We start from the raw sequence: 13,318 nt of genomic DNA, 5'->3' as shown, positions 1-13,318 counted from the left end.
AGGACTTAATATGGGGCAACTCCGCGTTGAAAAAGTTCAGGAGTTTATTAAGCAGGAAGTAAGTAAAATTATCCTAAATGATCTTAAAGACCCACGTATCGGGTTTGTTACAGTAACGCAGGTTGAAGCTACCGGCGACTTAAGAAGTGCGAAAATATTTGTAAGTTTGATGGGTAGTGACGAGCAAAAAGCCGCTACCTGGTCAGGCTTACAAAAGGCTTTGGGGTTTATTCGCAGTGAAATTGGTAAAAGAATAAGACTAAGAATGACTCCTGATTTATCATTGCACATAGATGAATCACTTGATTATAGTGCTAAAATACAAGAATTATTAATTAAAATTAAAGAGGACGAGGTTAGCCAGTAGATGGAGATTTCGCTCGAACGTACTGCAGAACTTCTATCAAACAACTCCAATATTGTTATAACGGCTCACGTTCATCCTGATGGCGACAGCTTGGGTTCAATGCTGGCGCTTGATAAATGTTTGAGTTCTATGGGCAAAAATGTCCAATTAATATTGGATGATGCAGTACCTGATATGTACGATTTTTTGCCTGGTACTTGCAAAATTATTAAGCCTAACTCGCAAAAAATTAAAGCTGATTTGTTAGTGGTACTTGACGCTAGCGATATTGAAAGAATTGGGCATGTGCGCGCGGCTGTTGACGCTCCTGTCCTGAATATCGATCATCATATTTCAAACACCAAGTTTGCAGACTATTTGTTTTTGGATAGCGATGCAGCGGCAACTGGCGAAATACTATTTAAGTTATTTAAACACATGAATACAACTATTGATCCTGATATTGCAACAAGTCTGTACACGGCAATTGCTACTGACTGCGGTTTTTTTCGCTATGCTAATACTTCATCAAATACTATGCGTTACTGTGCCGAATTAATTGATTTTGGGGCAAAACCTAATCTAATTTCCGAAGCATTGGAAGCTAGGCCATTAGCTGCTATTACTAATTTATCTAAAATGTTAGATACACTTGAGCTATTCTTTGATGGTAAAGTAGCTGCAATAACAGTTCTGCCCGAAATGCTTACAGATAACGATAATACTGAGGGAGTCATTAATTATCCTCGTATTATTGAGGGTGTAGAAATAGCTATAATGTTTAAATTTGTTGAAGATGGCATTTGTCGAATAAGCCTTAGATCTGCGAGAGTTGACGTTAGTCAATTAGCGTTATCCTTTGGGGGCGGTGGACACGCGAGAGCCGCGGGCTGTACTGTTTCGGGGACTGTTGCAGAAGTAAAGGAAAAAGTGATCGGAGCAGTAATCGAACACTTGCAGGCTGATTACTATGGTTAATGGTTTTATTAATATTTTAAAACCGCCTGGAATGACCTCGCACGATGTAGTTTCCTTTATTCGAAGAACTTATGGAATGAAGCGGGTCGGACATGCAGGAACATTAGATCCTGCTGCGGCTGGTGTCTTACCTGTTGCCTTAGGGCAAGCAACACGTCTTATTGAATATACTACCGATGCAGATAAGAGCTATCGCGCTGAACTAACCCTTGGCTTTGAAACAGACACAGGTGATGATACAGGGCAAATTACTCGCAAGGAATCATTTATATTACCTTCTCGTTCTCAGATTGAAACCGTTCTGGAATCATTTATTGGCAAAAGTGAACAAGTTCCGCCGATGTACTCTGCTATAAAGATTGATGGGAAAAAAATGTACGAACTTGCTCGTGCCGGCATAACTGTTGAACGAAAACCACGATCTATCTACATCGAAAAAATTTCGTTAATAAATATTAGTCAAAATACTATCCTTTTCGATGTTACTTGCTCTAAAGGAACTTTTATTAGAACATTATGCACCGACATTGGAAATAAACTCAATATTCCAGCCGTTATGTCATTTTTAGTTCGTACTAGAGTAGGAACGTTTTTACTTGACGAGTCTTTTACTCTTGAGGAAGTACAGAATGACACTACGGCTGCAATATTGCAACCTGACAAAGCACTTTTGCATTTACCATCTCTATCACTCTCCGAGCAAGCATCAAAGTCTTTTTGTTATGGTCAAACTATTCCACTTAATGAAGTAAACCAGCTTCAACTTAGAATTTATGACAACAATAACATCTTTATTGGTATAGGCCAGCTATCATCGGGCTTACTGTCCCCTACAAAAGTTATGTCATTTGCATAATTAGTTTGCTACATCGGCTTATTGTATAAGAGGAGAACATAAATGCAGATCTATTCGACAGTTGCAAAATTGTGCGATAAACATTCAAATATTGCAATAGCCTTGGGTACTTTTGATGGTATTCATATTGGTCATCAAAAAATAATTGGAAGGGCAGTCGAATTAGCTAAAAACTGCGGCGGTACTAGTGTCGTTTTTACTTTTAGCAATCATCCCCTCTCAATCGTTGACCCTACACGTTGTCCAATTCAGCTAGTTACTAATGAGTATAAAGCGGAATTGATGCTTGATTTAGGTGTTGATATTTTGATGAATATACCTTTTACAGCTGAACTTCTAAAAATGTCTCCGACAGATTTTATCGAGCTATTGCGAAGTAACTTGAATCCTACAAATATAGTAGTTGGACCCAACTATTCTTTCGGGTTTAGAAGTGCTGGAACCCCAAACTTATTAGCCCAAGCAGGCAATGCTCATCATTTTAACGTTGAAGTCCACCCAGCGGTGTATCTTGATGGTAATATTGTTAGCAGCACACTTATTAGGCAGCACATTAGTGAAGGTAATGTTTCTGAAGCAGCTCGATTGCTAGGAAGAAATTTTAAACTTAAAGGTGAGGTAGTAACTGGAGATAAACGTGGGCGGACTTTGGGATTCCCAACAGCAAATATTAATATACCTGATGGTTTTGCTGTTCCAGACAATGGTGTTTATGCTGTAAGTACTTCGTTCGATACTATGACATACAATTCAATCGCTAATATCGGTACAAATCCTACTTTTAAGGGGAATAACCGTCATATAGAGGTTCACCTTTTAGATTTTGATGGAAATCTTTATGGAAAATCTATCACAGTCGAATTTTTAGCGAAAATAAGAGATGAGAAAACATTCTCCGGTGCTAATGATTTAATTAAGCAAATTTCCCAAGATATTGCCACAGCCCGAAATTACTATTAATTTAATTATAAATTGCATTTACAGCGCCAATAGTTTATGTTAAACTTGTATATGTGTGGAAAAAGCCCACAGAAATGAACCTTAGCTAGGAAAATCGCTTCTCCAACGGTATCTTGGCTAGAGGGGATAATTTAAAAGTAAAGGAGGTGCCCATTGTGCTGACAGCAGAGCTTAAACAACAGCTTATTGAAAAATATCGTCTTCACGAAGCCGACACTGGTTCTCCTGAAGTTCAGATTGCAATCTTAACTGAGCGTATTAACTATTTAACAAACCATTTAAAAGAACATAAAAAGGACCATCATTCACGTCGTGGCCTTTTAAAAATGGTTGGACAGCGCAGAGGTTTATTAAATTATCTGCGTGACAACGATATTGAACGTTATCGTACAATTATCGGTCAACTCAATCTTCGTAAGTAATAAAAGCGGGAATTTCCCGCTTTTTTATTTTTTTCGAAGGGTTATCAAAGAACAAAAAAAGGGAATACTAAAAAAAATGTCGAAGAGGTAATATTGGAAAAGAATAGGTGACTTAGAATAGGAGGAACTATATGCAAAGTTTTCAAATGGAGCTAGGCGGCAGACCACTCATAATTGAGTCTGGCAGAATGGCAAAACAAGCAAGCGGTGCTGTATTAGTGCGTTATGGCGACACTGCAGTTTTAGTAACCGCTACAGCTTCAGCAGAACCTAGAGAAGGAATTGATTTTTTCCCATTAACTGTTGATTATGAGGAAAGACTTTATTCTGTAGGTAAAATTCCTGGGGGATTTATAAAACGCGAGGGAAGACCAAGTGAATCTGCAATCCTTTCGGGCCGTCTTATTGATCGTCCAATCAGACCGTTGTTTGCCGAAGGATTTCGTAACGACGTTCAAGTAGTTGCTACTGTTTTATCTGTTGATCAAAATAATCCTCCTGATATACCGGCAATGATTGGCGCATCTTGTGCATTGGGTGTTTCCGATATTCCTTTTAATGGTCCTATTGGCGGCGTACGTATTGGCCGAATTGATAATCAATTTATCATTAATCCAACTGTTGCCGAACAGGAACAAAGTGAGTTAAATCTTGTTGTTGCAGGAACAAAAGATGCAGTAATTATGGTTGAGGCTGGTGCAAATGAACTTCCTGAGGAAGTAATATTAGAAGCTATCTCATTTGGCCATGATGTAATTAGAACAATAATTGATTTCCAACTTAAAATAATAGCGGAAATTGGAAAACCTAAACGCGAAATAAAATTATTCGAAGTGGTGCCAGAAATTGATAGTGCAGTTCGTGCTTTTATTACTGATAAACTTAATGAAGCAGTAAGAAATTCGGACAAACTTGAAAGAGAAGCACAAGTAAATCAAGTTAAAAAAGAGGCAATTGAACATTTTAGTGAAGTTTACCCTAACGATATTAAGAATGTTCAGTATGTTTTCCAAAAAGTACTTAAAGAAATTGTTCGTAAAATGATAACAGTTGAAAAGATTCGTCCAGATGGCCGCGGTCTTGCAGAAGTTCGTCCTATTTCGTGCGATATTTCTTTACTTGCCCGAACTCATGGGTCTGGTTTATTTACGCGGGGACAGACTCAAATACTCACAGTAACTACACTTGGAGCTATCGGTGACGAGCAAATACTTGACGGACTTGGAGTAGAAGAATCTAAACGTTACATGCACCATTATAACTTCCCATCTTTTAGTGTTGGTGAAACTAGACCTTCACGTGGTCCTGGCCGTCGTGAAATTGGACATGGGGCCCTCGCTGAGCGTGCCTTAGTTCCTGTAATTCCAAGCGAAACCGATTTCCCATATACGATTAGATTGGTTTCAGAAGTATTAGAATCTAACGGATCATCATCTATGGGCAGCGTCTGCGGCAGTACTTTATCTCTAATGGATGCAGGTGTTCCTATCAAGCGTCCGGTTTCTGGCGTAGCAATGGGGTTAGTTAAAGATGGAGATCACTACTCAATTTTGACTGATATTCAAGGTATGGAAGACGCCCTTGGTGACATGGACTTTAAGGTAGCAGGAACTACAAACGGTGTAACAGCAATACAAATGGATATGAAAGTTGCTGGTATTACCAAAGAAATATTAACCTCAGCCTTAGAGCAAGCAAAACGTGGACGTAATCATATTCTAGATAAAATGCTCGAGACGATTAGTACACCTAAAGGTGAGCTATCACCATATGCACCTAGGATTATAACTATGGAAATTGATCCTGATAAAATTCGAGACGTAATCGGACCTGGTGGTAAAACAATTAAAAAGATAATTGATGAAACCGGAGTTACAATTGATATCGAAGACGATGGTAAGGTCTTTATAGCCGCTGTAGATGTTGAAGCTGGCCAAAAAGCGGTTAGAATTATCGAAAATCTAGTTCGCAGTGTTGAGGTAGGCGGAACATATTCAGGAAAAGTAACTCGTATTATGACTTTCGGAGCATTTGTAGAAATATTACCTGGCAAAGAAGGGCTTGTTCATATTTCGCAGTTAGCGCGTGAACGAGTAGAAAAAGTCGAAGATGTTGTAAAAGTTGGCGATGAAATTTTAGTAAAAGTTACTGAAATAGATCGTCAAGGACGTGTAAACCTTTCACGTAAAGAGCTTCTTAAAGCTGAAACTGAAAACGATAAGACACCATGAACATAAACCTCACGGTTTATGTTTTTTTATTCATAAATTCTCATCCACTTAATAAACTGATAGAAAAGCAGTTAAATCATTCGATCAGGAGTGATTAATATTGAGATGGATGATAGTCACCAGAATTAGACAATGGTACGTAATATTTGCAGCGGGTGTCTTCTTAACTATTGCTATGTTATCAGGAATGGTTCAACCACTTTTAAGCAGTTCTCCAACTAATCAGGGGGGAATCCAGCCAATCTTTCACGGAAATATAACCGAGCCCAAGGTGGCGTTTGCTTGCAATGTTTTTTGGGGCGAGGAGTTTTTACCATCAATGCTCCAGACATTTACCGATAATGACGTACACATTACATTCTTTATTGGAGGCAGCTGGGCAAAAAAATATCCCGAATTATTAACTGATATTGCAAATCGAGGACATGAACTGGGTAATCACACTTATAGTCATCCTCATCCGAACGCAATAACTAAAGAAAAAAACAAAGACCAAATACAAAAGACCGAAGACTTAGTACGCGAAATTACTGGAATAAAAACCAACTTGTATGCACCTCCTTATGGTGAATATAATGATATGGTAATTACTGCTGCGAACGAGCTTGGCTATACCACTATTATGTGGAGTATTGATACGATTGACTGGAAGAGGCCGCCTGCGGATATTCTCAAAAACAGAGTAATAAAAAAACTACATAATGGTGCTATTATTCTAATGCATCCTACCGACCCTACCGCTAAAGCATTACCAGAGCTAATTCGAGAAATACAAAAGGCAGGATATACTATTACAACAGTCTCTGATATACTAAAATAAAGAAATAGGCATATAATTGCCTGTTTTTCTTATTGCTAAAAACCCCTCTATATGATATTATGTCAACATGCTTTGCTGTAGATAGAGTTGCAGTCCATTTAGAGCATGTTGATATTGCTATAGAGGAGGTACTAAGTGAATAGAAATAAATTTACAACTTTTTTGATGTTGTTTTTGTTGGTTTTTACAATGATAGTTATACCAGTACAATCAGTTAATGCCGCTCCTGTTGACGATGTGCTTAAAACCCTATCATCTGGCACTTTGTCGCAATCAAATAGTACAGGAGGCAGCGGAAGCAATATTTTCGAAAAGTTATTTGGCTACCTTTTCAATAAAATATTGGGCCCCGTAATAAACGTATTCGGGTCAAAATCAAGCAGTGATCCAAATGGTAACCCCGTAAAAGTTACTCCATTGCCTCCATCTTCAGATAGTGGAACAGTACTAGATAGTTCTGGTATACGCGGGAAGGTGATTGTTGTCGATCCCGGGCATGGTGGTAGTAATCCAGGTGCTGTAGCAAATAATACAAGAGAAACAGATAACAATCTTTCCGTCAGTCTTAAATTACGTGATAAACTTGTACAAGCTGGCGCAAAAGTAATAATGACTCGCGAAACCGATAAGACGGTAGCTGCCGCAGGCAGCACACTAGGCCAGGAACTTCAAGCACGGGTTGATTTAGCCCAGGCTAATAATGCCGATATTTTTGTCAGTATCCACTCAAATTCTAACCCAAATCCGGATATTGCCGGAGCTATGACATTTTATCACAGCGGGAAATCACCTAAATTGGCTACAGAGGTGCAGAGCGCTATTATTAAAGAAACAAAAGCTATCGATAAAGGTACTGCTCCTGAAACATTTTACGTTTTACGTAACACAACGATGCCTGGCATTCTAGTAGAAATGGGTTTCGTAACTAATTCTCAAGAAGCTGCAAAATTGAGCAGCGACTCATATCGTAATAGTATTGCGCAAGGTATATTTAACGGAATAGTGAAGTATTTTAATTGACAATAGTATTATTTAACAGAGACATATGTCTCTGTTTTTTTCCTTGATTTCCTTGACATGCTTATCTAACTACCTAAATATAAATAGTTTATGAAGGATTTTATAACACTTACCAGAACATAATTACTTATACAAGAAAAGGAGTTATATATGTATCAAAAATCTATATTGCCAAATGGTATAAGGGTAATTTCCGAGAATATTCCTTTTGTCAAATCTGTTACCTTAGGTGTTTGGATAGGAAGCGGTTCGCGCGAAGAACTAGATTATAACCATGGGATATCTCATTTTATTGAACACCTGATGTTTAAGGGTACTCAAACGCGTTCGGCAAAAGATATCGCGGAAACAGTTGATGCAGTTGGAGGGCAGCTAAATGCATTTACCTCTAAGGAACATACTTGCTATTATATGAAGGTAATTGATAGCCATCTTGAGCTAGCGGTTGATATCCTTAGTGATATGATCGTTAGATCAAAGTTTTCGCATGATGATATTACCCGTGAACGAGAAGTAATTCTTGAAGAGTTATATATGTATGAAGATACACCTGATGAGCAAATTCATGATCTTTATATCGAAAATATTTGGTCTAATCATCAATTAGGCCGTAATATTATCGGGACAACCCAATCGGTAGAGACAATTGATAAAACTGCTATACTAGAATATTATAGGCAATTTTATACTCCAGATAATTTGGTTATTGCAGCTGCTGGCAACGTGAACCACGAACAACTGCTTGAATTCGCTTCAAAATATTTTGGCGACCTGCATGGTGCAAAACATCAGTCACATCTTCCAGCTCCTACTTTTAATGTCAAAACCTCTTCTTACGAGAAAGCTACAGAACAAGTACATATATGCATGGGAGTTGCAGCAGTAGCTCAGGAATCTCCTGAAATTTATCCTTTTCATATCTTAAATAATTTATTGGGTGGGGGAATAAGCTCTAGATTGTTTCAGTCTATACGGGAGGAGAGAGGTCTCGCATATTCTGTATACTCCTACTTAACAAATTACAGTGATGGCGGTTTATTTACTATTTATGCAGGGACACGTCCTTCAAATACTGAGCAAGTTATAGCACTTATTGTAGAATCCCTATCTGACTTAAAAAGAAATGGTATAAAACCGGATGAGCTTTCAAGAGTAAAGGAACAATTAAAAGGAAACCTTGTTCTTGGACTTGAAAGTTCGAGCAGCCGAATGTCGAGAATGGGTAAAATGGAGATCAGCTTAGGAAAATATGTTACTCTTGATGAAGTTGTTTCTAAAATTGATAATACTTCTATCAGAGACATAAATACGATAATTCACACGTATTTAAACCCACACTCTATAAGCCTTACAACTTTAGGACCATTAGGTAAAATAAGTGCAGTACCAAAATTTTGATATAATAGGAGAAATCAATGAAAATCCGAGGCTTTGAAATTGTTAATTGTTATATAAGCAACGGCATTACTCTTCCGGAGCGCAAAACATCTTTAAGCGCTGGTTATGATATTGCGGCCTCTGAGGACGTTGTAATTATGCCACACCAAGTAACTATTATTCCCACAGGATTAAAAGCATATATGGGCAACGATGAATATCTCGGATTACATATTCGATCCAGTTTCGCCGTAAAAAATAAAGTTACTTTAATCAATAGTCAGGGAATCATTGATGCTGATTATTATAATAACCCTGAGAACGAAGGTCATATTATGATAGCCGTATATAGTCATTCCTCAGAGGATGTCCTTGTTACTAAAGGTACAAGAGTTGCTCAAGGAATATTTTGTAAATATCTTCTGATTGATAATGATAATTTTAGACTTGCTGAAACTCGCTCAGGCGGTTTTGGAAGTACAGGCGAAAAATAGTTTAGATAAGGCAGTTTATCAACTGCCTTATCTTTTTTTGAGGACATAATTTTATTAAGTTCAGAATAAGATTTACAAAAGATTTGTGGGGGATGTTATGAATAGTTGGATAACATTACTCTTACTATTTTTAGGAATCGTTTGTTCAATAATATTTCGCATTTACCGATATCGGCAGATTATCGACGGCGAAAGTAAATCTTCACCGCTTTCTTTAGCTATTCAGGAAATAGTTGCAGTTTCGGGTGGTGTGTACTTGTCTCTTGTCATGTTAACATCATTCTTAAAATTAGATATTCCTGAGCGAGTATCGTTACACACAATATCTATTGATCCTTTAGCATTCACGGCTATATGTTTAGCTATGATTCAACCACTTTTTTATAAATTTATAAAGTAGGTGATATAATGCGTTTGAGTGAACTCGCGGGAAAAGAAGTAATTAATATTGGTGATGGAGGAAGGCTCGGAGTAATTGAAGAATGTGAACTTTCTTTCGAGATTAAGTCAGGACAGATCCATTCACTTATTCTGCCTAATCGGTCGAACTTTCTAAGGTTTTTCAATGAAAGTAAAGCATCGACAATTCCGTGGCAGTCAATTAAAAGAATAGGCGACGAAGTAATTATTGTTGATTTGAATAATGCTTTTGATAGAATGTATTCCAATATTCGTGAGCGGCACGAAAACACATATTAGATTTAAATCAGGTTAAACTAACATTAACTGCAGTAAAGCATTTAATGTTAGGAGGATTTATGTAAAATGAATAACCAATTAAATAACCAGTCCCAAAATAATTCTTCAACCGATGTTGTAAACAGTTATACTAATTCACAATCACAGCAAAATTCAAATTCGAGCAGTCAAGCAGGTAAGAGCTCTTCGCAAAACACAAATACTCAGAAGCAAAAAACCGTTATTGGGGTATTTGATTCACAAGTAGATGCGGAAACTGCGGTTAGCACACTGCGTACCCAAGGTTTTACAAACGAAGAAATAAATATCGTATCTAAATCAAACAGACAATCAAATTCAACTGACAAAGTCAGCTATGATGATGATATTACAGATGGAGCTTTGACTGGCGGAACACTTGGCGGTATCGGTGGATTATTAATTGGAGCAGGAGCTATGGTGGTTCCTGGCATAGGCCCTTTGCTCGCTGCTGGACCTATAAGTGCAGCAATTGGCGGAGCTCTAGCTGGTGGTTTAGCTGGTGGTTTAATAGATTGGGGAATTCCATCAGAAGCAAGTCAACGTTATGTTCGCCAAGTGGAACAAAACAAAATTTTAGCTATTGTACGTACTAGTGAGCAAAAAGTTGATGAAGCTGCTAAAATCTTCAGACGATATGGGGCAGATAACGTAGAAAGTCATCAGTAAGAAAACAAGGCTTGTGCCAAGCTTTGCGTAGGAATAAGTCGATAATCCCCCCTTATGAATGTAAGAAAGTTTATACTTTTTATCGTATAAAATCAAACCGGGAATTATCCCGGTTTTTATATTATCTAAGTTGAAATAAACAAACAAATCACTTTTTTTCAATAAAATGTGATTTTGGAAAGTTTTTAAAAAAAGTTGACACTAGTGGAACCTATATTATACAATGTACATAAATTAAATAGAATCCTGCACAGCAAGAGTAGAGGTGCGGGCAACAATAGTACTTTCAGGGAGCGTGGTACCAATGATCTGAAAGAAAAGGGTTGACCGCCGAAGTATCGAAGATTACCAATTGTTCGATACTGGTCTTACATCGAATAGGTGTTAGACTGTCACCATAAAATATGGTGGAGTGCTATCTCATCTGGAAATAGAAAACCTTAGCGTTTTCTTATCCTTTTTACGCTGCCCACATATGGTAGCCGGTGAGATAGTTCTCACCGGCTGTTTTTATAGTTTTTTATGTTAAATACGCCTAAGGTGTATTGTAGTAATTCGGAGGTGGAACCCAGTGATAAGAGTTATAGTTTGCGGTGCTTACGGTAAAATGGGTCTTGAAGTATTAAAAGCAGTACATAGGGATGAACATCTTAGCATTGTTGGGGCAGTCGATGTTAAATCAGACTTTTCCGATGTTGGAGAATTAATTGGATTTGGCAAAAACGGTGTTACTATCGGAAATGATCTTGAAACTGTAATTAATGAAACTAAACCTCAAGTAATGGTTGACTTTACTAACCCGGAGTCGGTTATGAAAAACATTCGAACTGCAATAAAAAACGGTGTCAGCCCAGTAGTTGGAACAACCGGTTTGTCTGAAGACGACTTTAAGGAAGTTAATGAACTGTGTAAAAAGCATAAAGTTAATGCTTTAATTTCACCTAACTTCTCAATTGGTGCAATTTTGATGATGAGATTATCGTGCGAAGCTGCTAAGTACCTACCTCATGTAGAAATCATTGAACTACATCATGATCAAAAACTTGATGCTCCTTCTGGAACAGCAATACGTACTGCAGAGTTGATTGCTGAAACTAGAGGTTATTTAAAACAAGGGCATCCTGCAGAATTTGAGAAGTATAAAGGTTCACGCGGCGGTGAATTTGAAGGAATACGTTTACACAGTGTTAGATTGCCAGGATATGTAGCTCATCAGGAAGTAATTTTTGGCGGTCTTGGCCAGTCGTTAATTATAAGACATGATTCTATCTCGCGAGAGTCATTTATGCCTGGAGTTGTATTAGCTTGCAAAAAGGTCTTAACCTTAGACGGGTTGGTTGTTGGACTAGAACATATACTAGATTAGTTGTTAACTGAAGGAGCGATGACCATGAAAAAATATAATGTTGCAATTTTAGGAGCTACTGGTGCAGTTGGTCAGGAATTTTTAGAGCTGATTGCCGAGCGACACTTTCCTTTTAATGAACTGAAGTTACTTGCTTCAAAGCGTTCCGCAGGTAAAGTAATTAACTTCATGGGTAAAGATTATGTAGTAGAAGAAGCTACAGACGATTCTTTTAAAGATGTGCATATTGCATTATTTGCTGGCGGAGCAGCTAGCAAAACCTTCGCTCCAGCTGCAGTGAAGCACGGTGCAGTTGTTATTGATAATTCCAGTGCATTTAGAATGGATCCAAATGTTCCGCTGATTGTTCCAGAGGTAAATCCTGGTGCTATTCAAAACCATAAAGGGATTATTGCTAACCCAAATTGTTCTACTATTATTATGACTATGGCATTAAAACCACTTCATGATGTAGCAAAAATTAAAAGAATTGTTGTTTCTACTTACCAAGCTGTATCGGGAGCCGGTAAAGAGGCAATTGAGGAACTCGATAACCAAGTTAAAGCTATAGTTGAAAATCGCCCTGCTGAAGCTAATATTCTACCAAGTGCTAGCTTACCAAAACATTATCAAATAGCTTTTAACCTACTTCCGCAGATCGATGTGTTTGTAGACGATGGTTATACTAAAGAAGAAATGAAAATGGTTAATGAAACGCATAAAATACTAAATGACTACAATATTGGCATTACTGCAACAACAATTAGAGTCCCAGTATATCGCAGCCACGCAGAATCTATAAATATAGAACTAGAGAGTGCATTGTCAGCAGATGATGCTCGAAAAGCCCTTGCGGCATTCCCTGGGGTAATCGTTCAAGATAATCCTGCCGAAATGCTATATCCAATGCCGCTTTTCACTTCAAACAAAGATGAAGTTTTTGTTGGACGCATTAGAGAAGATAAAAGTGTCCAGCACGGTCTTAACCTATGGGTGGTTGGCGATCAAATTCGCAAAGGTGCTGCATTAAATGCACTCCAAATTGCCGAATATATGATCAACCATAAATTACTTGAGGTGTAG

15 protein-coding genes and 1 riboswitch are annotated in these 13,318 nt (G+C 37.8%); all 15 genes read left to right on the top strand.

The annotated features are described in order from the left end of the window. The first annotated feature begins 10 nt into the window (after nucleotides 1-10). Nucleotides 11-367, top strand: coding sequence for a 30S ribosome-binding factor RbfA (gene rbfA, locus V6C17_RS07810; protein WP_333522011.1), 357 nt, complete (start codon nucleotides 11-13; stop codon nucleotides 365-367). After that, a complete protein-coding gene (locus tag V6C17_RS07805) occupies nucleotides 368-1,324 on the top strand; it encodes a DHH family phosphoesterase (protein WP_333522010.1) in 957 nt (318 codons plus the stop codon). It begins immediately after the preceding gene. Continuing rightward, on the top strand, nucleotides 1,317-2,180 hold the full coding sequence (gene truB, locus V6C17_RS07800) for a tRNA pseudouridine(55) synthase TruB (RefSeq protein WP_333522009.1): 864 nt from the start codon (nucleotides 1,317-1,319) through the stop codon (nucleotides 2,178-2,180). Before V6C17_RS07805 ends, truB begins: the two co-directional genes overlap by 8 nt. 42 nt (nucleotides 2,181-2,222) lie before the next feature. Next, complete coding sequence (locus tag V6C17_RS07795; protein WP_333522008.1) at nucleotides 2,223-3,140, top strand: bifunctional riboflavin kinase/FAD synthetase; 918 nt, start codon at nucleotides 2,223-2,225, stop codon at nucleotides 3,138-3,140. Between the two features lie 155 nt (nucleotides 3,141-3,295). Beyond that, a complete protein-coding gene (gene rpsO / locus V6C17_RS07790) occupies nucleotides 3,296-3,562 on the top strand; it encodes a 30S ribosomal protein S15 (protein WP_333522007.1) in 267 nt (88 codons plus the stop codon). Between the two features lie 131 nt (nucleotides 3,563-3,693). Then, nucleotides 3,694-5,793 carry a polyribonucleotide nucleotidyltransferase gene (locus V6C17_RS07785; protein ID WP_333522006.1) on the top strand — a complete coding sequence of 700 codons (2,100 nt, stop codon included), beginning with the start codon at nucleotides 3,694-3,696 and terminating at the stop codon, nucleotides 5,791-5,793. A 109-nt stretch (nucleotides 5,794-5,902) separates the two neighbouring features. Further along, nucleotides 5,903-6,613: a polysaccharide deacetylase family protein gene (locus V6C17_RS07780; RefSeq protein ID WP_333522061.1), complete on the top strand. Its 711-nt coding sequence runs from the start codon at nucleotides 5,903-5,905 to the stop codon at nucleotides 6,611-6,613. Nucleotides 6,614-6,748: 135 nt separating this feature from the next. Further along, entirely contained in the window at nucleotides 6,749-7,633 is an 885-nt protein-coding gene (locus V6C17_RS07775; protein WP_333522005.1) for an N-acetylmuramoyl-L-alanine amidase family protein, read from the top strand. Nucleotides 7,634-7,783: 150 nt separating this feature from the next. Beyond that, nucleotides 7,784-9,031 (top strand): M16 family metallopeptidase, encoded by a 1,248-nt coding sequence (locus V6C17_RS07770; protein WP_333522004.1) that lies wholly within the window; start codon nucleotides 7,784-7,786, stop codon nucleotides 9,029-9,031. A 17-nt stretch (nucleotides 9,032-9,048) separates the two neighbouring features. After that, nucleotides 9,049-9,504 carry a dUTP diphosphatase gene (gene dut / locus V6C17_RS07765; protein ID WP_333522003.1) on the top strand — a complete coding sequence of 152 codons (456 nt, stop codon included), beginning with the start codon at nucleotides 9,049-9,051 and terminating at the stop codon, nucleotides 9,502-9,504. A 97-nt stretch (nucleotides 9,505-9,601) separates the two neighbouring features. Continuing rightward, nucleotides 9,602-9,904 (top strand): hypothetical protein, encoded by a 303-nt coding sequence (locus V6C17_RS07760; RefSeq protein WP_333522002.1) that lies wholly within the window; start codon nucleotides 9,602-9,604, stop codon nucleotides 9,902-9,904. Nucleotides 9,905-9,912: 8 nt separating this feature from the next. Continuing rightward, nucleotides 9,913-10,203: a YlmC/YmxH family sporulation protein gene (locus V6C17_RS07755; protein ID WP_333522001.1), complete on the top strand. Its 291-nt coding sequence runs from the start codon at nucleotides 9,913-9,915 to the stop codon at nucleotides 10,201-10,203. Nucleotides 10,204-10,269: 66 nt separating this feature from the next. Beyond that, the gene (locus V6C17_RS07750) at nucleotides 10,270-10,890 is read left to right on the top strand and encodes a general stress protein (RefSeq protein WP_333522000.1); all 621 of its coding nucleotides are present in this window, start codon (nucleotides 10,270-10,272) and stop codon (nucleotides 10,888-10,890) included. Between the two features lie 252 nt (nucleotides 10,891-11,142). Beyond that, nucleotides 11,143-11,316: riboswitch (Lysine riboswitch) on the top strand. A 145-nt stretch (nucleotides 11,317-11,461) separates the two neighbouring features. Continuing rightward, nucleotides 11,462-12,256, top strand: coding sequence for a 4-hydroxy-tetrahydrodipicolinate reductase (dapB, locus tag V6C17_RS07745; RefSeq protein WP_333521999.1), 795 nt, complete (start codon nucleotides 11,462-11,464; stop codon nucleotides 12,254-12,256). Between the two features lie 24 nt (nucleotides 12,257-12,280). Further along, the gene (locus tag V6C17_RS07740) at nucleotides 12,281-13,318 is read left to right on the top strand and encodes an aspartate-semialdehyde dehydrogenase (protein ID WP_333521998.1); all 1,038 of its coding nucleotides are present in this window, start codon (nucleotides 12,281-12,283) and stop codon (nucleotides 13,316-13,318) included.

It is taken from the genome of Dendrosporobacter sp. 1207_IL3150 (genome assembly GCF_036763085.1).
Classification (GTDB): Bacteria; Bacillota; Negativicutes; order DSM-1736; family Dendrosporobacteraceae; genus JBAIYU01.
The sequence above is the reverse complement of the archived record's forward strand: the minus strand, read 5'-3'. Positions and strand labels throughout refer to the sequence as shown.